Origin of the sequence: Microbacterium sp. GbtcB4 (assembly GCF_019091465.1) — a bacterium.
In the GTDB taxonomy this organism is placed as follows: Bacteria; Actinomycetota; Actinomycetes; order Actinomycetales; family Microbacteriaceae; genus Microbacterium; species Microbacterium paraoxydans.
In genome coordinates, this window is record NZ_JAGXJJ010000002.1 from 209,466 (window position 1) to 232,804 (window position 23,339).

The 23,339-nt window shown below is 70.5% G+C and carries 22 protein-coding genes and 1 tRNA gene; 7 read left to right on the forward strand and 16 right to left on the reverse strand.

Going from position 1 to position 23,339, the window contains the following annotated elements; translation table 11 throughout:
• Positions 1–10 precede the first annotated feature (10 nt).
• Together KVS71_RS04865 and KVS71_RS04870 are read right to left on the reverse strand one after the other, a co-directional pair.
• Positions 11–1,303 (reverse strand): hemolysin family protein, encoded by a 1,293-nt coding sequence (locus KVS71_RS04865; RefSeq protein WP_144880640.1) that lies wholly within the window; start codon positions 1,301–1,303, stop codon positions 11–13.
• Between the two features lie 94 nt (positions 1,304–1,397).
• Positions 1,398–2,417 carry a TerC family protein gene (locus tag KVS71_RS04870; protein ID WP_060921381.1) on the reverse strand — a complete coding sequence of 340 codons (1,020 nt, stop codon included), beginning with the start codon at positions 2,415–2,417 and terminating at the stop codon, positions 1,398–1,400.
• A 357-nt stretch (positions 2,418–2,774) separates the two neighbouring features.
• On the opposite strand from KVS71_RS04870, the gene aspS reads away from it, so the two are divergent.
• The gene (gene aspS, locus KVS71_RS04875; RefSeq protein ID WP_144880639.1) at positions 2,775–4,076 is read left to right on the forward strand and encodes an aspartate--tRNA(Asn) ligase; all 1,302 of its coding nucleotides are present in this window, start codon (positions 2,775–2,777) and stop codon (positions 4,074–4,076) included.
• A gap of 59 nt (positions 4,077–4,135) precedes the next feature.
• Here the strand turns inward: aspS and KVS71_RS04880 are convergent, their stop codons facing one another.
• The 3 genes from KVS71_RS04880 to KVS71_RS04890 form a co-directional block, all read right to left on the reverse strand.
• Positions 4,136–4,783 (reverse strand): GntR family transcriptional regulator, encoded by a 648-nt coding sequence (locus KVS71_RS04880; protein WP_060921379.1) that lies wholly within the window; start codon positions 4,781–4,783, stop codon positions 4,136–4,138.
• A 120-nt stretch (positions 4,784–4,903) separates the two neighbouring features.
• Complete coding sequence (locus KVS71_RS04885; RefSeq protein ID WP_062635625.1) at positions 4,904–5,926, reverse strand: NADP-dependent oxidoreductase; 1,023 nt, start codon at positions 5,924–5,926, stop codon at positions 4,904–4,906.
• 42 nt (positions 5,927–5,968) lie between these two features.
• A complete protein-coding gene (locus tag KVS71_RS04890; RefSeq protein WP_105949269.1) occupies positions 5,969–6,358 on the reverse strand; it encodes a DUF1304 domain-containing protein in 390 nt (129 codons plus the stop codon).
• 98 nt (positions 6,359–6,456) lie between these two features.
• On the opposite strand from KVS71_RS04890, the gene KVS71_RS04895 reads away from it, so the two are divergent.
• Entirely contained in the window at positions 6,457–7,050 is a 594-nt protein-coding gene (locus KVS71_RS04895; protein ID WP_060921376.1) for a TetR/AcrR family transcriptional regulator, read from the forward strand.
• Positions 7,051–7,111: 61 nt separating this feature from the next.
• Here KVS71_RS04895 and KVS71_RS04900 read toward each other — a convergent pair whose 3' ends face one another.
• Positions 7,112–8,158, reverse strand: a complete 1,047-nt coding sequence (locus tag KVS71_RS04900) for an NAD(P)-dependent alcohol dehydrogenase (RefSeq protein WP_105950743.1) — start codon at positions 8,156–8,158, stop codon at positions 7,112–7,114.
• 260 nt (positions 8,159–8,418) lie between these two features.
• Between KVS71_RS04900 and KVS71_RS04905 the strand changes: the two genes are divergently transcribed.
• The 3 genes from KVS71_RS04905 (at position 8,419) to hrpB (ending at position 13,251) form a co-directional block, all read left to right on the forward strand.
• The gene (locus KVS71_RS04905; protein ID WP_105949268.1) at positions 8,419–8,847 is read left to right on the forward strand and encodes a MarR family winged helix-turn-helix transcriptional regulator; all 429 of its coding nucleotides are present in this window, start codon (positions 8,419–8,421) and stop codon (positions 8,845–8,847) included.
• 171 nt (positions 8,848–9,018) lie between these two features.
• On the forward strand, positions 9,019–10,620 hold the full coding sequence (locus KVS71_RS04910; protein ID WP_217584053.1) for an SPFH domain-containing protein: 1,602 nt from the start codon (positions 9,019–9,021) through the stop codon (positions 10,618–10,620).
• Positions 10,621–10,695: 75 nt separating this feature from the next.
• Positions 10,696–13,251, forward strand: coding sequence for an ATP-dependent helicase HrpB (gene hrpB / locus KVS71_RS04915; protein WP_217584054.1), 2,556 nt, complete (start codon positions 10,696–10,698; stop codon positions 13,249–13,251).
• Between the two features lie 19 nt (positions 13,252–13,270).
• Here hrpB and KVS71_RS04920 read toward each other — a convergent pair whose 3' ends face one another.
• The 4 genes from KVS71_RS04920 to KVS71_RS04935 form a co-directional block, all read right to left on the reverse strand.
• Positions 13,271–14,005 carry an ABC transporter permease gene (locus KVS71_RS04920; protein WP_217584055.1) on the reverse strand — a complete coding sequence of 245 codons (735 nt, stop codon included), beginning with the start codon at positions 14,003–14,005 and terminating at the stop codon, positions 13,271–13,273.
• The gene (locus KVS71_RS04925) at positions 14,002–14,787 is read right to left on the reverse strand and encodes an ABC transporter ATP-binding protein (protein ID WP_217584056.1); all 786 of its coding nucleotides are present in this window, start codon (positions 14,785–14,787) and stop codon (positions 14,002–14,004) included. The genes KVS71_RS04920 and KVS71_RS04925 overlap by 4 nt, the downstream gene beginning before the upstream one ends.
• 146 nt (positions 14,788–14,933) lie before the next feature.
• Entirely contained in the window at positions 14,934–15,530 is a 597-nt protein-coding gene (locus KVS71_RS04930; protein ID WP_217584057.1) for a TetR family transcriptional regulator, read from the reverse strand.
• A gap of 239 nt (positions 15,531–15,769) precedes the next feature.
• Entirely contained in the window at positions 15,770–17,263 is a 1,494-nt protein-coding gene (locus tag KVS71_RS04935; RefSeq protein WP_217584058.1) for an L-serine ammonia-lyase, iron-sulfur-dependent, subunit alpha, read from the reverse strand.
• A 136-nt stretch (positions 17,264–17,399) separates the two neighbouring features.
• Here KVS71_RS04935 and KVS71_RS04940 point away from each other — a divergent pair, with 136 nt between their 5' ends.
• Entirely contained in the window at positions 17,400–17,672 is a 273-nt protein-coding gene (locus KVS71_RS04940; protein WP_060921439.1) for a hypothetical protein, read from the forward strand.
• 92 nt (positions 17,673–17,764) lie between these two features.
• Here KVS71_RS04940 and KVS71_RS04945 read toward each other — a convergent pair whose 3' ends face one another.
• On the reverse strand, positions 17,765–19,495 hold the full coding sequence (locus KVS71_RS04945; RefSeq protein ID WP_105949264.1) for an L-aspartate oxidase: 1,731 nt from the start codon (positions 19,493–19,495) through the stop codon (positions 17,765–17,767).
• A gap of 71 nt (positions 19,496–19,566) precedes the next feature.
• Here KVS71_RS04945 and KVS71_RS04950 point away from each other — a divergent pair, with 71 nt between their 5' ends.
• On the forward strand, positions 19,567–20,502 hold the full coding sequence (locus KVS71_RS04950; RefSeq protein ID WP_186326287.1) for a LysR family transcriptional regulator: 936 nt from the start codon (positions 19,567–19,569) through the stop codon (positions 20,500–20,502).
• 76 nt (positions 20,503–20,578) lie between these two features.
• Here KVS71_RS04950 and KVS71_RS04955 read toward each other — a convergent pair.
• The 5 genes from KVS71_RS04955 to KVS71_RS04975 form a co-directional block, all read right to left on the reverse strand.
• A tRNA-Arg gene (locus tag KVS71_RS04955) sits at positions 20,579–20,651 on the reverse strand.
• 77 nt (positions 20,652–20,728) lie between these two features.
• A complete protein-coding gene (locus tag KVS71_RS04960) occupies positions 20,729–21,313 on the reverse strand; it encodes an asparagine synthase (protein ID WP_082749961.1) in 585 nt (194 codons plus the stop codon).
• A gap of 115 nt (positions 21,314–21,428) precedes the next feature.
• Positions 21,429–22,280: a hypothetical protein gene (locus KVS71_RS04965; protein WP_231919575.1), complete on the reverse strand. Its 852-nt coding sequence runs from the start codon at positions 22,278–22,280 to the stop codon at positions 21,429–21,431.
• Positions 22,281–22,288: 8 nt separating this feature from the next.
• Positions 22,289–22,534 carry a hypothetical protein gene (locus KVS71_RS04970; protein WP_025104550.1) on the reverse strand — a complete coding sequence of 82 codons (246 nt, stop codon included), beginning with the start codon at positions 22,532–22,534 and terminating at the stop codon, positions 22,289–22,291.
• A 100-nt stretch (positions 22,535–22,634) separates the two neighbouring features.
• Positions 22,635–23,294, reverse strand: coding sequence for a GntR family transcriptional regulator (locus KVS71_RS04975; RefSeq protein ID WP_217584059.1), 660 nt, complete (start codon positions 23,292–23,294; stop codon positions 22,635–22,637).
• Between the last annotated feature and the right edge of the window lie 45 nt (positions 23,295–23,339).

Here is a 23,339-nt window from a genome sequence, read left to right on the forward strand (position 1 = left end):
CGGCGGTCCGTCAGTCTTCGACGCCCCGCTCGGCACCCGGATCGGTGAGCATCGAAACGCGCACGCGTGCGATGCGGCGGCGATCGATCTCCACCACCTGGATGGTCGCGCCCGGCACCTCGACGGTGTCGCCGACCACGGCGAGACGGCCGAGCTGCTCGGTGACGAATCCGGCGATCGTGTCCGAAGACCCCCGGGGCATCGCGAGCCCCGTCGCCTCCTCGAAGTCCTGCAGGTTGAGGCGCCCGTCCAGTCCGTCGTCGGCGGAGAGGAAGACCTCGGCGTCGTACTCGTCGAAGATCTCGCCGACGACCTCCTCCACGAGGTCCTCCAGAGTCACGAGACCGTCGGTGCCCCCGTACTCGTCCACGACGACGGCGATGTGGTGTCCCTCGGCCCGCATCCGGGTGAGGGTGGGCAACACCCCCGCCGTGGACGGGATGTACGGGATGTCGCGGACGAGCCCCTGCAGCGGGCGCTCCGGGTCATCCGCGGCAGCCTCGAAGAGGTCACGCACGTGCACGAAGCCGGTGATGTCGTCGATCGACGTCTGGGACACGGGGTACCGGGAGAAGGGCAGCTCGCGGACCTGCTCCATCGCCGACCCGACCGTGGCAGCCTCGTCGAGCGCCACGACCTCCGGTCGCGGGCGCATGACCTCGCTCACCTGGCGTCCCCGCAGCGAGAGCACGTCGTCGAGGATGCGGCGCTCGTCGTCGGGCAGGCCCTGGTGGGTCGCCACGATGTCGCGCACCTCCTCGTCGGTGAGCTCGTCGCTCGTCTTGTGCGGGTCGCCGCCGAGCACGCGGACGAGCGCGTTCGTCGAGACCGACAGCAGCCAGATCACCGGGCGCATGACGGTCGCGAAGCCGTTCAGGGCCGGCGCGACCGCGTACGCGAACTGCGCGTTGCGCTGGATCGCCAGCCTCTTCGGCACGAGCTCGCCGAGCACGAGCGACAGGTACGCGATGATCAGCGTCAGCACGATCGTGGCCAGCGTCATCGCGAGCGGAGGCGCGACACCCCAGCCCTCGAGCAGCGGCGCGACGGACGGCGCGATCGAGGTCGCTCCGTAGGCGGCGGACGCGAAGCCCGCCACGGTCACGCCGATCTGCACCGCCGAGAGGAAAGTGTTGGGATTGCGGGCCAGGGCGGCGACCTTCGCTCCCCGACGGCCGCGAGCGGCGATCGCGTTGAGCTGGCTCTCACGCAGCGTGACCAGGGCCATCTCCGTCGCAGCGAAGACACCGCCGATCAGCACGAAGAGCAGGACGAGGGCGATGTTCCAGAGCAGATCGCCCATCAGCGGGCGACCTCCTCGGTGGCGGGGTGAGCACCCGGGATGAACCGGGTGCTCGTACTGTCAGAGTCCGAAGAGTCAGAACAGCGCTGCGCGCTCAAGAGTGCTCCTTGTCGATGGTGGGGGTGGAATCGGTCGAGGACGAGACGGCGTTGCGGTGCCGGCGCGTCTTCATCAGGCTCGCGACGGTGGCGACCGCGATGGTCGCGGCGATGAAGAGCAGCGAGAACCAGATCGGGATCTCGGGCGCCCACAGCATCGGCTCACCGCCGTTGATGAACGGCACCTCGTTAACGTGCAGGGCGTGCAGCACGAGCTTCACGCCGATGAACGCGAGGATGACGGCGAGGCCCTGAGCCAGGTACACCAGGCGCTCCAGCAGCCCGCCGATGAGGAAGTACAGCTGGCGCAGACCCATCAGGGCGAACGCGTTCGCGGTGAAGACGATGTACGCCTGGTCGGTGAGGCCGTAGATGGCGGGGATGGAGTCGACGGCGAAGACGAGGTCGATGAAGCCGATCGCGATGATCGTCAGCAGCATCGGCGTGACGTAGCGCTTGCCCTTCTGGACGACCGTGAGCTTGTCGCCGTTGTACTCCTCGCTGACGGGGAGGTGGCGACGGACGAACGTCATGAAGCGGCCGTTCGCGGGGTTGCTCTCGTGGCTGCTGAAGGCCTGGCGGTACGCGAGGAAGAGCAGCAGCGCGCCGAAGACGTAGAAGATCCAGGAGAAGTTCTCGATGAGGGTCGCACCGACGGCGATGAAGACGCCGCGGAGGATCAGCGCGATTACGATGCCGATCATCAGCACCTTCTGCTGATAGATCTTCGGCACCGCGAAGCCCGTCATCACGATGAGGAACACGAAGAGGTTGTCGATCGACAGCGCCTTCTCGGTGAGGTAGCCGGCGAAGTACTCGCCGCCGTAGGTCCAGCCGGACACCATGCCGATGCCCACGCCGAAGAGCAGCGCGAGGCTGATGTAGAAGATCGACCAGCGCGCGGATTCGCCGATGCTCGGCTCGTGCGGCTTGCGGACGTGCGCGAAGAACTCGTACACGAAAAACGCGATGGTGACCGCGATCGTGATGACCCAGATCAAAGGGGTGATTTCCAACGGGTACTCCAGACTCGGGCGTGACGGAACAGCGCCAAAGTCTTCCCCATCCCGCCGAGCGGGACCGGTGGGCCGGGATGCAGACGCATCCGTAATGACGACCCGACCGTGTCGGAGTACTCCCCTTGGATAATCCAGGGTACGAGACGGTGCCCGAGCGATTCTGTGGATCTGCCGAGAACGCCCCTAGACTGGACGCGGCGACCGCCGGGGCGTGACGACCCCCGGCCTCCGTGCAGGCGGTCCCCGCGCGTCCGGCGCACCGACGAGAGGCCGGCTTCTCACCGGCGAAGGTGTGGTGGCACCGCGATCTGGCCCCCGCCCACACCTCCAGGGCTCCCACAACCTGGAGGAGAGATGAGATCACCCGACCCCGCCCGCACTCTCGCCGCGGAGCTCGCCGAGGCCGCCCCCGGCCGCCGTGTCATGCTGCTCGGTCACGTCCATCGACGGAGGGAACTCGCCACCGTCGCGTTCCTGATCATCCGCGACCGTTCGGGCCTCGCCCAGGTCGTCGTCCGTGCCGCCGAGCTTCCGACGGACGGCCTCCCTCCGGAGGAGACGGTGGTCCGCGTGACGGGGACCGTCGCCGCGAACCCGCAGGCCCCCGGCGGCGTCGAGATCGTCGACCCGCAGATCGAGAGCCTGTCGGAGCCGGCTGCACCGCCGGTCGTTGAGCTGTGGCGCCCGACGCTCGAGACGAGCCTGCCGACTCTGCTCGACCACGCGGCGGTGACCTGGCGCCACCCCGCACGCCGCGCCACCTGGCAGATCGCCGCGGCGAGCGCGCGGGCGTTCCGCCGGGTGCTCGACGCTGCGGACTTCACCGAGGTGCAGACCCCGAAGATCGTCGACACCGTGACCGAGTCGGGGGCGAACGTGTTCCCCGTGGACTACTTCGGGAGGACCGGGTACCTCGCGCAGAGCCCGCAGTTCTACAAGCAGCAGCTCGTCGGCGTGTTCGAACGCGTCTACGAGGTGGGGCCGGTCTTCCGGGCCGAGCCCCACGACACCGTGCGGCATCTGTCGGAGTACGTGTCGCTGGACGTCGAGCTCGGGTTCATCCGCGACCACCGCGACGTCCTGCGACTCCTCGGCCACGTGCTGCGAGGCATGGTCGACGGCATCCGCGCCGACGCAGCGGAAGAGCTCGCGCTGCTCGACGTGACGCTCCCCGTCATCCCCGAGGACATCCCCGTCGTGCACTTCCGCGACGCGCTGCGCCGGGTCGGGGCTCCGGCCGACGAGCCCGACCTCTCCCCGGCGCACGAGCGGGCGCTCGGGGCGTGGGCGAAGGAGGAGTTCGGCAGCGACGTGCTGGCCGTCGAGGGGTATCCGATGCGCAAGCGTCCGTTCTACACGCACCCGCAGCCCGACGACACGGAGTGGAGCAACAGCTTCGACCTCCTGTTCCGGGGTCTGGAGCTCGTGACCGGCGGACAGCGGCTACATCGACACAGCGAGGTCGTCGCCGCGATCGAGGCGCGGGGCGAATCGCCCTCGACGTACGCCGGCTACCTGGAGGCGTTCGCGCACGGGATGCCTCCGCACGGCGGCTTCGCGATCGGACTGGAGCGCTGGGTGGGCCGACTGGTCGAGGCGGCCAACGTCCGCGAGGTGACGCTGTTCCCGCGCGACGTCCATCGCCTCACGCCGTAGCCCCGGAACGCGACGAGGGCGACCGCGGTGTGCGGTCGCCCTCGTTCGTCAGCGCAGGATCACTCCGAGATCTCGGCCAGTCCCGACTGCTCGGCCCGATCGATGATCGCCGGGAGCGTCTCGTCGAAGAAGGTCACCAGCACCGCACGGGTCTTGACCGCGTCGCGCTCCGACGTCGCCTCGCGGATCGCGCCGACGAACTCCTCGACCGCGGACCAGTCCACGGCGTCCTTCGCGTGCTGGGTGAACCGGCGGATCTGCGGGCCGAGGCGCTCGATGGAGTTGGCGCGCGTGGCGTTGCCCTCGATCCGGGCGAAACCCGTCGCCGCGCTGCGGAGCGCCGCGCCGAACGCGATGATGTCCCGCGCCTGCACCGACGCCGCCATGTCGTCGGCCAGCTCCACGAGATAGGCCACATCGTCGTCCTGGATCACCGGCATGACGTGACGAACCGAGCCGATCCAGATGTCGCCGAACAGGTCGACGGCGTTGCGCACCCGTTCCAGATCGATCGGGGCCACGCGGGTGTATCGGTTGCGCTGCATCTCGACGAGGCCGTTGTCGGCCAGGCGGTCGAGGGCATGGCGGATCGGCGTCTTCGAGGTGCCGAGGCGTTCGGCGAGCTCGTAGTCGCGCAGGCGCTCGCCGGGCTGGAGTTCGCCGCTGATGATCGCATCCTGCAGGCGCACGAAAGCCTCGTCGCTCATCGACCGGCGTTCGAGGGGGCCGCCAGAGAGTGTCACACTGCCTCCAGTGGGGGTCATGGAGAGTGAAGTTCTACGTCTCAAGCAATATATCTCAAATGCGCGGGCGGCCCGCTCCGGACGTCAGGCGGAGGGCGTGACGCGCACGAGCATCTTCCCCGTGTTGGCTCCGCGCATCATGTCGAGGAACGCGTCGACCGTGTTCTCGATCCCGTCGACGATGGTCTCGTCGTAGGCGATCCGCCCTTCCGCGAACCAGCGGGTCATCTTCTCGCTGAACTCCGGCGACAGGTGCAGGTAGTTCGCCAGGGTGAAGCCCTGGAGACGGAGCCCGCGGGTGATGATGTTCGCCATGTTGTCGGGCCCGGGCACGCGCTCGGTCGTGTTGTAGCTCGTGATGGCGCCGCACAGGGCGATCCGGCCGCCGTCGTTCATCACGTCGAGCGCGGCTTCGAGGTGGTCGCCGCCGACGTTGTCGAAGAACACGTCCACGCCCTCGGGCGCGAGGGCGGCGAGCTGCTCGCGCACCGGGCCGTCCTTGTAGTTGAACGCCGCGTCGTAGCCGTACTTCTCGGTCAGCAGGGCGACCTTCTCTGGCGAGCCCGCCGAGCCGATCACGCGGCCCGCGCCGAGGAGCTTGGCGATCTGACCGACAGCCGTGCCGACGGCACCGGCGGCGCCGGAGACGAAGACGGTGTCGCCCGGGGCGAGTCCGGCGATCGCGGTGAGCCCGACGTACGCAGTGAGGCCGGTCATGCCGAGGATGTGCAGGCGCAGCGACAGCGGCATGCCGGGCACCTCGGGCACGGCCCGGAAGGTCGACGCGTCCGCCTGCACGACATCGCTCCAGCCGTGCTGATGCAGCACGACGGTGCCGACGGGGAGGTCGTCCGCCGCAGAGGCGACGACCCGGCCGATGGCGCCACCCGCGATGACCTCGTCGAGGGCGTAGGGGGCGACGTAGCTGCGGACGTCGTTCATCCGCCCGCGCATATAGGGGTCGACGGAGACGAACTCGTTCGCCACGCGCACCTCCCCCGGCGCCGGATCGCTCAGCTCGACCTCGACGGTGCGGAAGTCGTCGTGGGTCGGCCACCCCTCGGGGCGGCGGGCGAGCTGGATCTGGGTGCTGATGGCGTGGGACATTTCTCTCCTTCGTGAGGATCTGGGGGGGTGCTGCGGCCGGACTCAGACGAGGAGGCCGATGGCGAGCGCGATGACGCCGAGCGCCGGGATGGCGCCCTGCTTCAGGGCGGCGGACGCCTTGTCGGGGCTCGACAGCAGCAGCACGAGGCTCGCGGCGACCATCGATCCGGCGCCGGTGAAGACCAGGGTCGCGCCGACGGCCGTCGCTCCCGTGGCGAAGAGGACGATGCCGAGGAGGACGGCGATCGCGAGGAACAGGTTGTAGAAGCCCTGGTTGAAGGCGAGCTCCTTCTGTCGCGCGGCCTCCTCCGCCGTGCCGGTGCCGAACGTGCGGCGAGCGCGCGCACTGGTCCAGGCGAACGACTCCAGCCAGAAGATGTAGACGTGCACGAGCGCGGCGATGCCTGCGAGCACGAGTCCGGCGATGACCATGGCAGTCCCCCTTCGACGCGGCGGGGCCGCGCATTCTGTATCGGTCGTTCCAATATATACTGGATCAAGCGATTCACAAAAGAGCAGGAGCAGGGTGGATGGGGCGCACACAGACCTTCGACACCGCGGAAGCGGTCCGCGCGGCACGCGGCGTGTTCTGGGAGCGCGGCTTCGAGAGCGCGCCGCTGCCGGAGCTCGAGCGCGCGACCGGCCTCAGCCGCTCCAGCATCTATCACGCCTTCGGTTCCAAACGAGGACTCTTCGACGCCGCCGTCGAGAGCTACCTGGACGAGGTCATCCGTCCGCGCCTCGCCCCGTTGACGGGCGAGACCGTGGCGCCGGAGGCGCTGGAGACCTATCTCGGCGGACTGCGTGCGGCGCTGCTGACCGCGGGGAGCCTCCCGGCGACGAGCGGCTGCCTGCTGGTCAACACCGCCGCCGCCCCCATCGGCACTGACGACGCGGTCGCCCGGGTCGTGGCGTCCTATCGCGGGGAGCTCCGAGAGGCGTTCGCCCGCGGCGTCGGGGCCGCTCTCCCCGAGCTCGCGGGAACGGAGGTCGACACCCTGGCGGACGCCTGCACGGGCCTGGTGGTCTCCGCCTTCGCCCTCGTGCGCGTGGCCCCCGACGCGGCGGCGAGCGCGATCGATGCGGCGCTCGCCCTCCTCGCCGACCGGCGACGCTGCAGCTGAAGCCGCACCGAAACGACGAACGCCCGGGAGGGCGATCCCTCCCGGGCGTTCGAGGCCGATGTCAGGGGACGATGACGGCGCGTCCGCGGATGCTGTTCGACGCGAGGTCCTCGTACGCCTTCGGACCGTCGTCGAGCGTGTAGCTCTCGGTCTGGACGTGGATCTTGCCGGCGCGGGCGAGGTCCAGCACCTCGATCAGCTCGGCGCGGGAGCCCCAGTAGGGGATGCGCACGGCCGCGTCATAGGCGATCGAGCCGAAGCCGAGCGTCATGCTGCCCCCGCCGATACCCACGATCGTGATGTCGGCCTCGAGTGCGGCAACGCTCTGCGCCAGGGCGATCGTCGGGTTCGCGCCGACGAAGTCGAACACGGCGTTCGCGCCGAGACCGCCGGTGAGCTCGCGGATCTTCTCGGCCGCCGACGCGTCGCTGATCAGCACGTGATCCGCGCCGACCTCGGTGGCGAGCTTCAGCTTCTCGTCGTTCACGTCGAGGGCGATGACCGTGGCACCCGAGATGGCCTTGAGGATCTGGATGCCGACGTGGCCGAGACCACCAGTACCGATCACGACGGCGACCGTGCCGGCGCCGAGCTTCGGAAGCGAGTTCTTGATCGCGTGGTAGGGGGTGAGGCCCGCGTCGGTCAGCGAGACGTTCTGCACGGGGTCGAGGTCACCGAGCGGCACGAGGTGACGTGCGTCGTCGACGATCATGTACTCGGCCATCGAGCCCTGGCTGCCCAGCCCCGGAGGACGGATGCCCTCGGCGGCGGCATTCGTGCAGTAGTTCTCCTTGCCCATCGAGCAGTTGTGGCAGCGACCACAACCCCACGGACCATAGACGGCCACGGCATCCCCGACCTTGAGCGTCGAGTCGACGCCCTCGCCGATCTCGTGCACGATGCCGGCGCCTTCGTGGCCGAGCGTCAGCGGCAGCGGGTAACCCTGCTCGTGGTAGTCCTTCTCGGGGAGCCCCATGACGTAGTCGTCGGAATGGCAGACACCGCCCGCGGTGACCTTGAGGAGGACCTGTCCGGGACCGGGCTTCGGAATCGGGATGTCGACGACCACCGGGGGCTTGCCGATCTCGACGTAGCGGAGAGCTTTCATGAGCATCTTCTTCCTGGCGTCGAGAGGTCTGCCGCGCGGTGCGGAGGCGGGGGCTCTCGATACCGTCCCTTCCAGTATCCGCCCGAATCATCGTGATCAAACCGTTGCATTCGTTACCTCGCCGTTATACAGTGATCACACGGTGAATGTTTGCTGTGGCATCCACCGCATGTGATTGCAGGACACTCTTGGTGCAAGGGACAAGGGCCGGTCGGGAGCCTCTCCGACCGGCCCTTTACTGCGCCCGGTACTCTGTGAGGATGACCGATCGGAAGCTCGCGCTGGAGGCCTGGGAAAGCCTCTTCCGCGCGCAGCACGAACTGTTCACCGAGATGGCGGCCGACTTCGACACCAGCGACATCACGCAGGCCGAGTACGACGTGCTGCTCACCGTCACGCGCTCGCCGGAGATGACCGCCCGCCTGCGCGACATCACCGCCAACATGCTCATCAGCCAGCCGAGCGTCTCCCGCCTCGTCGACCGGATGGTGACGCGGGGACTGGTCGCGAAGTGCGCCGACCCGGACGACGGCCGCGGCGCCCTGATCCGCGCGACGGACGAGGGCGCCCGGGCCTTCCGTGCGCTCGCGACCGTGCACGGTCGGTCGATCGCCGACCGGATGTCACGCCTCGACGACGAGGAGCTGCGCCTGCTGCGCGACCTCGCGGAGAAACTCCGCACCCGCTGACCGCTCCCCTCCTCCACAGGCAGGGCGACGGGAGGAACGCCCACCGATACCGGCATGATGGCGCCCGACGCGGTGGCGGGCGTCTCTTTTCTGGCAGGGTGGGTTGCGCACGCCCACATCGACCGTGGGCATATCGGACCGCCCCCTCGGGGGGAACCAGGGAGGTCATCCATGGAGATCGCCGGAATCGTCGGCATCCTCATCGTCATCGGGATCGCGGTCGTCGCCGCGATCGTCGTCCTGCTGATCCTGCTGCTGTTCGCCCGCAGCTGGATCAAGGTGGCTCGCGCCGACGAAGCGCTCGTCATCTCCGGACGCAAGCAGAAGGTGCAGCGTGCCGTGATCGGCGCCGACGGCACGAGCAGCTCGGAGATGTCGGAATCGCCCGTCACGGTCATCGTGAACGGGAAGTCGCTCGTCAACCCGATCACCCAGCGCCACGAGATCATCTCCCTCCGCTCACGGCAGGTGTCGCTCAACGCCGAGGCCCAGTCGCTCGACAACGTGACGCTCAACGTCGACGGCGTCGCCATCGTCAAGATCGGCTCCGACCCGCTGCTGGTGCGCCGGGCCGCCGAGCGCTTCGCCTCCCAGGACAAGGCCATCGAGCAGTTCACCACCGAGCAGCTCGAGGGCGCCCTGCGCGGCATCGTCGCGACGCTCTCCGTCGTGGAGCTCATGCGGGAGCGCAAGAAGTTCTCCGACCAGATCGCCGCCGACGTCTCCCAGGAGCTCGCCGAACAGGGCCTCATCCTCGACTCCTTCCAGATCAAGGGCATCACCGACAAGGTCGGCTACATCCAGTCCCTCGGTGCCCCGGAGATCCAGGCGAAGCGCCAGGCCGCGGAGATCTCGCAGACCAACGCCGACCGCGCGATCAACCAGAAGAACATCGCCAACCAGGAGGCGAACCTCGTCGAGCAGACCGCCCTCGACACCAACACCGCCAACGCCAACGCGGGCATCGGCCGCGCACGCGCCGAGGCGGAGCAGGCGGAGCAGCTCGCCCGCGCCCAGGCCGAGCAGGCCGTGCTGCAGCAGCAGGCCGAGAACAAGCAGGCGCAGCTCGACGCCGACGTCAAGCGCGTCGCGGACGCGCAGCGGTACGAGGCGGAGACCCGCGCGCAGGCCGAGCTGTACACGCGTGAGCGGGCGGCCGAGGCGGCGGCGATCGAGCAGGTCAAGCAGGCCGAGGCGCGCACCCGCATCGCCGAGCAGCAGGCACAGGCCGACAAGGCGCGCGCCGACGGTGAGGCGGCGGCCGCGATCGCGAAGGCCACCGGTGACGCCGACGCGCTGCGCGCCCAGGCGGAGGCGGAGGCCGAGGCTCGTCGGCTGCGCGCCAACGCCGAGGCCGAGGCGATCCGCGCCGAGGGTGAAGCCCGTGCCGCCGCTGTCGAGGCCGAGGCCAAGGCCATCGCCTCCAACCAGGATGCCTTCCTCTCCCAGCGCGTGCTGGAGGTGCTGCCGTCGATCATGTCGGAGTTCGCGAAGGGCTACGCCGCCATCGGCAGCGTCTCGATCGTCGGCGGATCCGGCGAGGACGGCGCGTCCAACGTCGTCGGTGCCGACAGCGCGAAGGCCCTGCGTTCGGTCTTCGACAGCGTGCACTCCGCGACCGGCCTCGACCTCGCCGGCATCATCCAGGGACAGGCCGTCGGCCGCGGTTTCGGGGCGGGAGTCGCCGAAGCGTCCGCGCCCGCCCCGGCGCCGCGTACGCCCACGCCGACCACTCCACCGCCGCCCGCGCCGCCCGCTCCCGCTGCGGAGTAAGCAGCGTACGACAGCGGATGCCGCGGCCGATCGGGTCGCGGCATCCGCTCTCTCACGACCGGGCAGACTGGACGGGTGACCCGCGCCGCCTTCGACCTCACCGCCATCGGCGCCGGTCTGTCTTTCGCGGGCGCCCTCGACGACCTCTCCACCGTCCTCGACACGAGCGGATCCGTGGTCGTGACCGCGCCGCCAGGTACGGGCAAGACCACGCTCGTCCCGCCGCTCCTCGCCTCACGCCGCACCGGACGCGTGATCGTCACCCAGCCGCGCCGGATCGCCGCGCGCGCGGCCGCTCGCCGACTCGCACAGCTCGACGGCACACCCCTCGGCTCCCGGGTGGGCTTCACCGTCCGCGGCGAGCGCACTGTCGGGCCGGACACGAGGGTCGAGTTCGTCACCGCTGGCGTGCTCCTGCGACGGATGCTCGACGACCCGGGGCTCGACGGCGTGAGTGCGGTCATCATCGACGAGGTGCATGAGCGTGCCCTCGAGACCGATCTCCTCATCGGCCTGCTCTCCGAGGTTCGCGAGCTGCGAGATGACCTCGTCGTCATCGCCATGTCCGCCACCCTCGACGCCGACCGGATCGCTGCGGTCATCGGCACCGAGGAGGCTCCCGCGCCGATCATCGACCACGACGTCCCGGCCTTCCCCCTCACCGAGCGCTGGGCACCGAGTTCCGCGCCCCGCCTCGACGAACGCGGAGTCACCCGGGGCTTCCTCGACCACGTCGCGAGTGTCACCGCCACCGCCACCGCCGAGCTCGTCCGGGATGATCCCGAAGCGGATGTGCTCGTATTCGCCCCCGGCGCGCGCGAGGTGTCGGAGATCGCTCGACGCGTCCGGGACCGGAACAGCACCTTCGATGTGCGAGAGCTGCACGGCCGAATCCCGTCAGCGGAGCAGGACGCCGTGATCCGTGGTCGTGCGCCGGAGGCCCCGCCCCGCATCATCGTCGCCACCTCGGTCGCCGAGTCTTCTCTCACAGTGCCGGGTGTGCGGCTGGTCGTGGACAGCTGTCTGGCACGGCAGCCGCAGCGTGACGCCGCGCGCGGAATGACGGGCCTGGTCACCACCGCCGCCTCCCGTTCCTCCTGTGTGCAGCGTGCCGGACGCGCCACCCGGCAGGGCCCCGGCACCGTGATCCGCTGTGTGGACGAGCGCGCCTATGCTGCCGCTCCCGCGCGGCCGTCCCCGGAGATCGCCACGGCCGACCTCACCGACGCCGCCCTCCTGCTCGCCTGCTGGGGCGCCCCGGGCGGTGCCGACCTGCGCATGATCGAACCGCTGCGAGCCGACAGCCTGGCCGATGCCGTCACGGTGCTCCGCGGTCTCGGAGCGATCGACGGCGACGGGCGCGCCACGGCAGAGGGCCGTGCGCTGGCACGAATCCCCACCGATCCGCGGTTGGCCAGAGCGCTGCGTGACGGCAGCCCCGCGGTGGGGAGCCGGCTCGCCGCCGAGGTCGTGGCGCTCCTGGGTGGCGATCAGCGCACCCCGGACGCCGACGTCGCCCGCGCTCTCGTCACGTTGCGCGGAGGGGGCACCGCCGAGGCCCGGCGCTGGCGAGAGGACGCGCGTCGTCTGGAACGCCTCGTCGACGTGACGCCCGACACGCGCGCGGGTCTCGACGGCGTCGGGCTCGTGATCGCGCTGGCCTTCCCCGAGCGTGTCGCCCGCCGCGTCGAGCACTCGGGATCGGGAGCGACCTTCCTGCTGGCGTCCGGCAGCCGGGCCGGTGTCAGCGGCGCTCTGGCCGCCTCGGAATGGCTCGCCGTGGCCGACGTCGCCCGAACCTCGTCCCGGACGGCAGCCGGCTCCGGTGCGGTCATCCGCGCCGCAGCGGCCCTCACCGAGGAGCAGGTGGAGCGCGCGGCAGGCCCCCTGATGAGCGACCGCGTCGAGGCCGAGTACGTCGGAGGCCGTGTACAGGCCCGCCGCGAACGCCGGATCGGGGCGATCGTGCGCTCATCGGTGCCGGTGCGCCCTTCGGCCTCGGAAGGCCGGGATGCCGTAGGCCGAGCACTCCGACGCGATGGCCTCGGCATGTTCACGTGGTCCGACGGCGCGGAGGCCCTGCGGCGCCGACTCGCGCTGCTGCGACGTGAACTCGGAGACCCCTGGCCCGATGTGTCGGACGCGGGTCTGCTCGAATCGCTCGATGTGTGGCTGGCACCGGAGCTCGACGCTCTCGCCTCCGGCACGCCCGCGAGTCGGCTGGATCTGTCATCGGCGCTGCGTCGTCTGCTGCCCTGGCCCGAGGCCGTGCACCTCGATGCGCTCGTCCCGGAGCGGCTCGACGTGCCCAGCGGCTCCCGGGTACGCATCACCTACCCGGAGCCCGACGGCGACGCGACCGCACGGCCCGTCGTGGCGGTGAAGCTGCAGGAGTGCTTCGGGTGGGCGGAGACTCCCCGGCTGGTGGACGGCCGCGTCCCCGTCCTCTTCCATCTGCTGTCCCCGGCGGGGCGGCCGCTCGCGGTCACGGACGACCTCGCCTCGTTCTGGTCGGGCCCCTATGCGCAGGTGCGCGCCGAGATGCGCGGCCGCTACCCCCGGCACCCCTGGCCCGAGGACCCCTGGGCCGCCGTGCCGACGAAGCACACCAAGAACCGCGCCGCGCGCTGACCTGGGCCAGGACTCCGGCTCAGCGTGTACGCCGCCGCAGCGTGAGGGCGGCGAGCACCAGAGCGCCGACCGTGAAGGCCACGACGATGAGCAGCGGACCGAACACGTCCCACTCTTCGTCCCCCGCCGTGACGGCGTTGATCGTGTCGATCGCGTAGCTGAGCGGCAGCCAGTCGGAGATGGCGTACAGCACGTCGGGCATCTGGTCGCGCGGCATGAACAACCCGCCGAGGATGATCTGCGGGAACACCAGCAACGGCATGAACTGCACGGCCTGGAATTCGGTCTGGGCGAACGCGCTCGCCAGGAGGCCGAGGGCTGTGCCGAGCAGTGCGTCGACCACCGCGACGAGACCCAGCTGCCACAGCGGCCCGTCCACGTCGAGCCCGCACACCCCGACCGCGAACGACACCGTGATCACCGCCTGCAGCACGGCCATCAGCCCGAACGCGAGCGCATACCCGAGGATGAAGTCGGCCTTCTCGAGCGGCGTGGTCATCAGCCGTTCGAGCGTGCCGGAACGGCGTTCGCGCAAGGTGGTGATCGACGTGATGAGGAACATCACGATGAACGGGAACAGCGCCAGGATGGCACCCCCGAATTGATCGAACACACCGTCCTGCTCGCTGAACAGCCAGGCGAAGAGACCGACGAGCAGGCTCGGGGCGATGAGCATCAGGGCGATCGACCGCGGGTCGTGTCGGAGCTGCGTGAGCACACGGCCGGCGGTCGCGAACAGCCGTCGGCCGTTCATGTCCCGTCCTCCTCCTGGTGCTCGTGCGCTTCTCGGCGTGCGCGCCTGGTGGTCGCGGTGCCGGCGGCCCTGTCGCGTTCGATCAGCGCAAGGAACGCGGCCTCGGCGTCGGTCGTTCCGGTGTCGGCGAGCAGTGCGGACGGCGTCGTGTCGGCGATGATCCTCCCCTCCCGCATCAGCAGCAGCCGGTCGCAGCGCACCGCCTCGTCCATCACGTGACTGGACACGATGAGCGTGACGCCCTGATCAGCCAGGCGGCGGAACAGGGTCCAGAGTTCCGCCCGCAACACGGGGTCGAGACCGACCGTCGGCTCGTCCAGCACGATCAGTTCCGGGGAGCCGATCAGTGCCACCGCGAGCGACACCCGCGTCGCCTGGCCGCCGCTCAGCGCATCGACGAGCTGCCCCGCCTGCGCGCCGAGGCCCACCTCCTGGATGACCCGGTCGACATCGCCCTTCGGCGCTTTCAGGAGCGACGCGAAGTAGGCGAGATTCTGCCGCACGCTGAGATCGCCGTAGACCGAGGCGCCCTGCGTGCCGTATGCGACGCGGTGCCGGAGCGGGCGGGACCCGCCCGGCTCGCCGAGGACAGTCACATCACCGGAGGCGATCCGCTGCACACCGACGATCGACCGCATGAGCGTGGTCTTGCCGCACCCGGAGGGGCCGAGGAGACCCGTGATCTGGCCACGCGGAACGACGAGGTCGATGCCGTCGAACACGGACACGGCCCCACGCCGCACGCGGAGCTGCGTGATCTCGACGGCCGCATTATTCATCATGCGATGAATTATGCGCCTCGCCTCGTCGGGCGTCAACGCCTCTCGGTCGGCACGGCTTCGGAGCGCCGGATCGACACGCCGCCGCCGGCCCGTGCCGTCCGGCGCGGCGGGCGAGATCTCCGAAGCTGTGCCCGCCGCGGGGAGGGTCAGTCGAAGAGGTAGCGCTGGACGGTGGGGCCGACGCGACCGACGAGCTCGTCGACGGAGGCGCCGGCGAGCGCGGGAAGCTGCAGGACGTAGCGGCCGATGAGCATCCCGGCGATCTGCGACGCGACGAGGGCGGCACGGAGGTCGGCGTCCTGCACGTCGAGGCGGCGCGCCACACGGGAAAGCAGTTCGCGGGAGAGGAATCCGGCGAGGAGGGGCGTCGTCAGTCTGCTCCCGATCGCCGTGCGCAGGAGCAGCACGCCGCGGCGGCGCACGTCGGGCTTCTCGAACGCGTCGAGCACATAGCGGACGAGTCGGGCCCCCGCTTCGTCCTTCGGCCCCGCGAGGATCTCGGGCACGTCGAGGTCGGGGCGCAGCGGTATTCCGGCGGCCTCGGCGAACAGGTCGGCCTTGGTGCCGAAGTAGTGGTGGACGAGCGCGGAGTCGACCCCGGCGCGGGCGGCGATCGATCGCACCGTGGCGCCGTCGTACCCCTGCGCACCGAACTCGTCGACGGCGGCGGACACGATGCGCTCGCGGGAGTCGGTGCCGCCGCGCGGGCGCCCGCGTCGTCTCGGCGCCTTGTGCTCGGTCATGCCCGTCAGCCTACGGCTCCGCGGATCCTCACTCACCGAGCAGATGCCGGAGATACCGCTGCGGCTGCCCGAGGAACGAGCGCCAGTGGTTCACGATCTCGAGGTCCTCCCAGGCGGCCGGGCGGAGCCCCCACTCCCCGACCTCCCCTCCTCCGTCGAGCCACCCCTCTGTGTGCCTGCCACCCCCTCCGTGCGCACGCAACGGGCCGGGGCGCGCGAAAGGGGGTGGGTCGGCGAGGTCAGCACTCGATGACGTTCACCGCCAGACCGCCCTCGCTGGTCTCCTTGTACTTCGTCGACATGTCGAGGCCCGTCTGCCGCATCGTCTCGACGACGGCATCCAGCGAGACGTAGTGGCTCCCGTCACCGCGGAGCGCCAAGCGGGCAGCGGTGACGGCGGTCGAGGCCGCGATCGCGTTGCGCTCGATGCACGGGATCTGCACGAGTCCCCCGATCGGATCGCACGTGAGGCCGAGGTGGTGCTCCATCGCGATCTCCGCGGCGTTCTCGATCTGCCGGTTCGTGCCGCCCATCACCGCGGTGAGCCCGCCGGCAGCCATCGCGCAGGCGGAGCCGACCTCCGCCTGACACCCGCCTTCGGCGCCGGAGATCGAGGCGTTGGCCTTGAACAGCGACCCGAGGGCAGTGGCCGTCAGCAGGAACCTGCGTATTCCCCGGCGGCGGTTGGCCTCCGCGATCTCCGCGTCCTCGCCGTCGAGTGCGGGAGGCGACGGCGGAGCTCCGTCGAACCCGAGCAGCGCGCTGCCGACGAGCTCGCCGTACGGCGTCACCGCGTTCCCGGCACCGAGGCCCGAGTCGGCGAGGAAGCGCCACCAGTACATCGCCACCGCGGGGAGGATTCCGGCCGCGCCATTGGTGGGTGCCGTCACGACGCGGCCACCAGCCGCGTTCTCCTCGTTCACCGCAAGCGCGAAAGCCCCGAGCCACTCGCCGGGGAGCTCCCGGTGCCCGTCGGCTTCGACCGCCTCGAGCTGCGCGCGGATCGTGCCCGCACGGCGCTTCACCTGCAGCATGCCCGGAAGGACGCCCTCGGCGTGGAGTCCGGCGTCCACGCAGCCCGCCATCGCGTCCCAGATCGCATCGAGGCCGGCGGCGACCTCCTCCTCGCTCCGCAGCGCCGTCTCATTGCGGCGAGCGACTTCCGCGATAGACAGGCCGAGGTCATCGCACACCGCGAGCAGCGAGGCGGCATCGGTATAGGGATGCGGGAAGGCACCGGTCGAGAGGTGCGCCTCCTCCCCCTCGCGCCGGATAAAGCCTCCGCCGATCGAGTAGTACGTCTGCTCGAACAGTGTGGTCCCGTCGGTCTCACGGGCGATGAGCGTCATGGCGTTCGGATGCCCGGGGAGACGGGTCCGCGGCGCGAACACGATGTCGTCCTTCTGGAACGGCACCGCATGGGCGCCGTCGATCCGCAGCGGCTCCCCCTCCGGATACGCCGACCACGCCGCACGGACGGCCGCCGGATCGCACGTCTCGGGAGCGAGACCGCGGAGCCCCGCGACGACCGCATCCGGGGTGCCGTGGCCGATCCCGGTGGCGCCGAGCGAGCCGTACAGCGTGCACTCCACGCGACCGACACGGTCGAGCTCGCCGGAGGCGGAGAGCTGTCGCGCGAAGTCGAGCGCGGCGCGCATGGGTCCGACGGTGTGCGAGCTGGACGGGCCGACGCCGATGGAGAAGAGGTCGAAGGCCGAGACGTACGCAGTCACCCCTCCAGGCTACGCCGAGTTCGGGATTCCGGTTCACCGCGATTAACCGCGCGGCCGGCGGGTCCGCGTCAAGGCCCTTCATCTCCCGGAGAGGCGGAGGCAGGCTGAGAGGACGACATCGCAGAAAGGGACGATCATGACCGACAGCACTCCCGAACCGACCGCGAACGACGACCTCTCGCCCGAGGCGCAGACCCCGACCCCGACCCCGGCCTCCGACACCACGGAGGGTGAGGCGACGACGCCGGAGCAGGCGGACTCCCCCGAAGACGCGGACCCGGCCGAGGTCCCGAGCACCGAGGAGCTGGAGGAGCCCAGCACCGAGAAATCCCCCGGCGAGGAGCCGAAGGCCCCGAAGCGCGACGACCCGGAGCCGGATCACGAGGCCGTCGGCCTCGGCGTCGACTGACCCCCTCCCCGAGACCCCGCACTACCGTCGAGACCCCGCCCTGCAGACATCTGCAGGGCGGGGTCTCGACGCGAAACCGGGGTCTCGGGGATCTACTCGACGAGCTTGCCCGTCGTGTCGACGTCGCGCATGAGCTCGGCGATCTCGTCGGGGACGGCGGGGATCTCCTCGCGGGTCACGCCGGCGGTCGGCGACCACACGAGGTTCACCTGCAGCGTGGGATCGGTGTCCGGGAAGTCGCTGCGGTTGTGGCATCCCCGCGTCTCCCGACGCTCCCGCGCCGCCTCCAGCGTGGCCCGGGCCGCGAGCGCGGAGGCCTTGAGATCGAAGGCGTGCGCGAGGTCCTGGAATCCGGCGATGTCCGGGTGGATGCCGATGTCCTCCATCCGCCCCTCGATCATGTCGAGGTCGGCGAGGCCCGCCTTCAACCCTTCCTCCGACCGCACGACGCCCGCATACTCCGTCATGAGGTTGCGGATGGCGCGCTGCAGCGCCCGCACGTTCTCGCGCCCCTCCGCGGCCAGGAGGTCGTCGATCTCGGCACGAGCGGCGGCGACCGCATCGGCCGACCGGCGCTGGGCGTCGAGCCCCGCGGCGTGGGCCATGGCGGCCTGACCGACGATCCGGCCGTAGACGAGCAGCTCGATGAGGGAGTTCCCGCCGAGACGGTTCGCGCCGTGGAGTCCGCTCGACGCCTCCCCGATCGCGTACAGCCCCTCGACGTCGGTCTGGTGGTCGTCCGGCCGCACCCACACACCGCCCATCGAGTAGTGCGCGGTCGGCGCGATCTCGATCGGGTCCGCCGTGATGTCGAGCATCTGCAGCTCCATCATCGTCTGATAGACGCGCGGAAGCCGGGTCATGATGGTCTCGCGGGGCAGGTGCGACACGTCGAGCCAGACGCCGCCGTTCGCGGTGCCGCGTCCTTCCTGGATCTCGGTGTAGGCGGCGAGCGCGACCCGGTCCCGCGTCGACAGCTCCATCCGCTCGGGGTCGTACTTCGCCATGAACCGCTCGCCGAGTGCGTTGCGGAGGATGCCGCCCTCCCCGCGCGCGGCCTCGGAGATGAGCGTGCCGGCGGCGTTCTCGGGCTCGATGATGCCGGACGGATGGAACTGCACCAGCTCGGGGTCGCGAAGTCGCGCCCCCGCCTCGACGGCGAGCCGGAAGGAGTCTCCGGTGTTCTCGTCGCGGCGCGACGACGTGCGGCGCCAGATGCGGTTGTGTCCGCCGGCGGCGAGGATCACGGCGTCCGCATGGATGAGGTAGCGCGTGCCGTCGGCCTGATCGAAGCCGTAGGCGCCGAAGACGACGTTGTCGCGCACGAGGAGGCGGGTGATGTAGACGTTGTCGAGGATGGGCACGTCGAGCTGCTCGGCGCGGGCGACCAGCGTCCGTTGGATCTCGAGGCCCGTGTAGTCGCCGGCGAAGGCGGTGCGGCGGTAGGTGTGCGCGCCGAAGAAGCGCTGCGAGATGCGGCCGTCGCCTTCACGGGCGAAGTCCATGCCCCAGCGCTCGAGGTCGCGGATGCCGCGCTCGGCGCCCTGGGTGACGATCTGGACCGTGTGAGGGTTGGCGAGGAGGTAGCTCTCCTTGATGGTGTCCGCGGCGTGCTGCTGCCAGCTGTCCTCGGCGTCCATCGTGCCGAGCGCCGCGTTGATGCCGCCGGCTGCGAGCGACGTGTGGGCGTCCTGCCGCGGGCGCTTGCCGACGGCGAGCACGTCGACGCCGTGCTCGGCGACCTCGATCGCGGCGCGGAGCCCGGAGCCTCCGGTGCCGATCACCAGGACCGTGGTGGAGATCTGTCGTTCGGGTGCATTCATGCTCTCGACGCTAGTTAGGCGATCCTAATAACTCCAATGCATAGTTCGTCTGGAAACCATGCGGGTACGCTATGGATATGAACCTCGAGCAGCTCCGCGGGTTCGTCGAAGTCGCCCGCCTCGGCCATTTCACCCGCGCGTCCGAGCACCTCCACCTCGCGCAGCCCTCGCTGAGCCGTCAGATCTCGACCCTCGAGCGGGAGCTGGGCGCCGAGCTGTTCCATCGCGCCCGCGGCCACATCGCCCTCACCGCCGCCGGTGAGACGGTCCTCCCCCGCGCGCAGCGCATGCTCGCCGAAGCCGACGCCATCCGCGACGAGGTGGCCGAGCTCGCCGGCCTCCGTCGCGGCCGCGTGCGCCTCGGCGCCCCACCCACCCTCTGCATCAGCCTCGTCGCGGAAGCCCTCAGCTCGTTCCATGCCGCCCACCCCGGCATCGACCTGCACCTCACCGAAGGAGGCTCCCGGCTGCTCGTCGAGCAGCTCGCCGTCGGTGCCGTCGACATCGCCCTCGTCACCCAGTCCGAGGGGCCCGTGCCCGCCGGAGTCAGTCTCACGCACATCCCGCTGCTCGCGGAGGAGCTCGTGGTGATCTCGTCGGCGGCCGCACCTCCGGTCACCCACGGCCCATCCGTGAGCCTCGCGCACCTCGCGACCCTCCCGCTCATCCAGTTTGATGAGAGCTACGAGCTGCGCGCCGCGATGGACGCCGCCTTCCGCGCCGCCGACCTCACCCCGACCCTCGCGCTGGAGGGTGCGGAGATGGATGCGGTGCTCCGCTTCGTGGAACGAGGCGTCGGGGTCGCGGTGGTCCCGGCGATGGTGCTGTACGAACGCCCCGCCCTGCGGTCGGCGCGCCTCGCCCACCCGGCGATGTCCCGGACGATCAGCCTCGCCCACCGCTCCGACGTCACCCCCGCGGTCGCGGTGGCCGCGATGCGCACCGCCATCATGGCCACGGCGGCCGACCTCGCCGAGCGCGACCCGGCGATCACCAGCCTGCTCTGACCGGAGCACTCACCCCGGAACAGCGAAAACCCCCGCCGCTTCCGCGACGGGGGTTCCGTACTGTCTCAACACAGTGTGCGCCTCGAGGGACTCGAACCCCCAACCTTCTGATCCGTAGTCAGATGCTCTATCCATTGAGCTAGAGGCGCAGGACCCGCGGTGCTTTACCGCTCAGCGGGCCGACGACCAGCCTACAACAGACGAGACCGGAAAGCGAAACGAGGCCTCAGTCCGCCTTCGCGGCCGCCTTCTCCTGCTTCTTCCGCCGCTTCTCCTTGGCGCGCTGCTCCGAGGAGAGTGCCTGGAGATCGACCAGTCGCAGCGCCTGCATCCGCGCCTCGCGCATGCGCGCGTAGTCGGGATCCTGGTCCGGTCGCATGCCCTCGACGCGCAGCCGGCGGTCGAGGTTGTGCCGCACGTCGGCCCAGGCCGCCGCGCGCGCCTCCTCGACGATGCTCTCGAGTTGCGGCCGGTCGTCCATCATCTCGCGCAGACGCTGCGCGACGCCGAGCGACTGCTTCGCCCGCCGCCGGAGATTGCGCACATCGCGGTCGCGGTAGTCGTGCGTGCCGACCGGGTCGGAATGTCGACCGCGGGCGCGCTTGCGCAAGGCCGTGACCGTGGCGGCGGCCTCCTCCGACTCCTCGGCCATCGCCTCGAGAGCAGCCCTCGCATCCTCGACGTACTTGTCGAGGTCGAAGATGCCGTCCTCGGCGATGGTGCCGATGAGGATGTGATTCTTCACGGCGAGGCGCGCAGCGGCCGTCGCGATCGCGACGCCTTCGGCGATGGCATCCGCAGTCCGTCCCACCGGCACCTCCTTCTCTCGAGCGTACCGGTATGGATGCCGCGCAGTCTCGGCCGGAATCGCTCCGGATCAGCTTGCCGCAGACGTCCGACATCGGCAGGCGGCATCGGGCCGAGGCTCAGCCGACGACGCCGACCCAGATTCCGGAGGCCCAGGCCTGCTGCTCCCCGGAGCAACCCACCGCCCCGGGGAAGCCGCGGACGACAGCCATGCAGTTGGCGAGGAACTCCGGATCGCCGCCGAACATCGCCCCGTACGCGCCCGAGGAGGTGAGGGTGCCCCAGACCCGGAACTGGTAGATGTGAGCCAGCTCATGCGCCATCGCCCAGTTCAGGCGTCCGTCACTCCAGCCGGTGATGTCGGCGCGGTACTTGATGTACCCGTTGCTGTTGGCGCAGGCCGGGGCTGTGCCGCCCGCACAGGACGACGACTCGTACAAGCCGACGCCCCCGCCGCCGACCCTGTCGAGGGCGGCCCGCACCCGCGCGTAGCCGTCCGGCCCGCTCGACGTCCATGCGGGCCCGCCGGGACCGGCACTCTGCGACGCCTGCCACCCGGCGACCTCGGTGCCGACCTTCTGCGTGAGCGCCTCCACCGTCGCGGTCGCCGCGACCACGGTGTCCGGGTCATGGCGCTCGGCGCGCACGGTCTCCTGCGCGGACCGGGCGGACGCGAGATGCGCCGCCGTGTCGACCTTGCCGTCCGCGCCCTGGAGGACGGCGGCCAGCGTCGAGAGCTCCTCCAGGAATGCCGGCCGCACCGCCAGGACGGAGGCCCGATCCTCAGCGTCCTGCTCGGCCCGGGCCACGGCGCCGGACAGGTGGTCGGTGCGCTGTGCGGCGTCGTATGACCGGTCGGCCAGTACGGAGAGCTCGGCCACCGCCTCGGCGCGCTCCTGGTCCAGCGCGTCGGAGCGCGCGACGGCGGCCGCCGCGACGAGCACGGCCGCCGACACCGTCACCGCGAGCACCCGGCGCCTCACGGGAGGAAGCCCGTCGTGTCGTTCAGCTCGGCGTCCTGCTCCGCGATGCGCGACCTCAGGGCGGTGAGACGCTCCGCCAGTTCGAGGTTCTCGGCCTGCGACTCCGCGAGCACCTGCTCGATCCGCGCGATCTCCGCCTTCACGGCGGCGACACCGGCGGCGCGCTCCTGATCGGCCACCACCAGGAGTGCAGCACCTCCGAGCAGGAGGATCCCCCCGACGACGACAGCAAGACTTCGCATCTCGCTCCCCAGGACAGCGCGAACAGACCGGACCGACTCCGACCGGACAAGGATACAACCGCTCGCGGCGCGTCCGGGGGTCGTTCTCCCGACGGATGCCTCAGGTGGTCGCCGTCTGCGCCAGCCGCCGTTCGGCCGCGGAGTGCCCGCTCGCCAGGTGCGCGGGGACGATCCGCCGCAGCGCCTCGACATCGCGCGCACGGACGGCCTTGAGGATGACGCGGTGCTCCTCCGCCATCGCCTCCAGATCGTCGTGCTGTCCGAACAGCCAGCGCAAGCGCGTCAGGAACACGGCGATGAGCTCGCCGAGCATCTCGTTCCCCGCCAGGTCGACGGCGACCTCATGGAACGCCGCGGCCGCCGTCCGGGCGGTCTCCGCGTCGCCGGCCCGGGCCGCGGCGACTTCGCGCTCGTACACCTCGCTCAGCCGGGCGAGCCCTTGCGCATCGTGACGCTCGGCCGCGAACACGAAGATGAGGGTCTCGATCGCCTCGCGCACCTCCGCGAAGTTGCGGATGTCGTCATGGGTGAACTCGCGCACCACGGCCCACGTCCGGGGCCGTGCGACGACCACGCCCTCCGCGACCAGCGTGCGGATGGCTTCCCGCACCGGGAGTCGGGACACATTCAGCTCGGCGGCGATATCCCGCTCCACCAGCCGGGAACCGGGCGCGCGCCGCCCCAGCACGATGTCGTCTCGGAGGATCCTCGTGACCCTGACCGACTCGAGTTCCCCGCCTACCCCCACAGCCCCCGCCATCCGGGCATTGTCGCACCCCGGCCCGGGATTGGCCAAGTTTGGTAT

What these genes read in the sequence shown, in the direction of transcription:
- KVS71_RS04865 (WP_144880640.1), bottom strand. Translation starts at nt 1,303, where the DNA reads ATGGGCGATCTGCTCTGGAACATCGCCCTCGTCCTGCTCTTCGTGCTG.
- aspS (WP_144880639.1), top strand. Translation starts at nt 2,775, where the DNA reads ATGAGATCACCCGACCCCGCCCGCACTCTCGCCGCGGAGCTCGCCGAG.
- KVS71_RS04880 (WP_060921379.1), bottom strand. Translation starts at nt 4,783, where the DNA reads ATGAGCGACGAGGCTTTCGTGCGCCTGCAGGATGCGATCATCAGCGGC.
- KVS71_RS04885 (WP_062635625.1), bottom strand. Translation starts at nt 5,926, where the DNA reads ATGTCCCACGCCATCAGCACCCAGATCCAGCTCGCCCGCCGCCCCGAG.
- KVS71_RS04890 (WP_105949269.1), bottom strand. Translation starts at nt 6,358, where the DNA reads ATGGTCATCGCCGGACTCGTGCTCGCAGGCATCGCCGCGCTCGTGCAC.
- KVS71_RS04895 (WP_060921376.1), top strand. Translation starts at nt 6,457, where the DNA reads ATGGGGCGCACACAGACCTTCGACACCGCGGAAGCGGTCCGCGCGGCA.
- KVS71_RS04900 (WP_105950743.1), bottom strand. Translation starts at nt 8,158, where the DNA reads ATGAAAGCTCTCCGCTACGTCGAGATCGGCAAGCCCCCGGTGGTCGTC.
- KVS71_RS04905 (WP_105949268.1), top strand. Translation starts at nt 8,419, where the DNA reads ATGACCGATCGGAAGCTCGCGCTGGAGGCCTGGGAAAGCCTCTTCCGC.
- KVS71_RS04910 (WP_217584053.1), top strand. Translation starts at nt 9,019, where the DNA reads ATGGAGATCGCCGGAATCGTCGGCATCCTCATCGTCATCGGGATCGCG.
- KVS71_RS04920 (WP_217584055.1), bottom strand. Translation starts at nt 14,005, where the DNA reads ATGAACGGCCGACGGCTGTTCGCGACCGCCGGCCGTGTGCTCACGCAG.
- KVS71_RS04925 (WP_217584056.1), bottom strand. Translation starts at nt 14,787, where the DNA reads ATGATGAATAATGCGGCCGTCGAGATCACGCAGCTCCGCGTGCGGCGT.
- KVS71_RS04930 (WP_217584057.1), bottom strand. Translation starts at nt 15,530, where the DNA reads ATGACCGAGCACAAGGCGCCGAGACGACGCGGGCGCCCGCGCGGCGGC.
- KVS71_RS04940 (WP_060921439.1), top strand. Translation starts at nt 17,400, where the DNA reads ATGACCGACAGCACTCCCGAACCGACCGCGAACGACGACCTCTCGCCC.
- KVS71_RS04945 (WP_105949264.1), bottom strand. Translation starts at nt 19,495, where the DNA reads ATGAATGCACCCGAACGACAGATCTCCACCACGGTCCTGGTGATCGGC.
- KVS71_RS04950 (WP_186326287.1), top strand. Translation starts at nt 19,567, where the DNA reads ATGGATATGAACCTCGAGCAGCTCCGCGGGTTCGTCGAAGTCGCCCGC.
- KVS71_RS04970 (WP_025104550.1), bottom strand. Translation starts at nt 22,534, where the DNA reads ATGCGAAGTCTTGCTGTCGTCGTCGGGGGGATCCTCCTGCTCGGAGGT.
- KVS71_RS04975 (WP_217584059.1), bottom strand. Translation starts at nt 23,294, where the DNA reads ATGGCGGGGGCTGTGGGGGTAGGCGGGGAACTCGAGTCGGTCAGGGTC.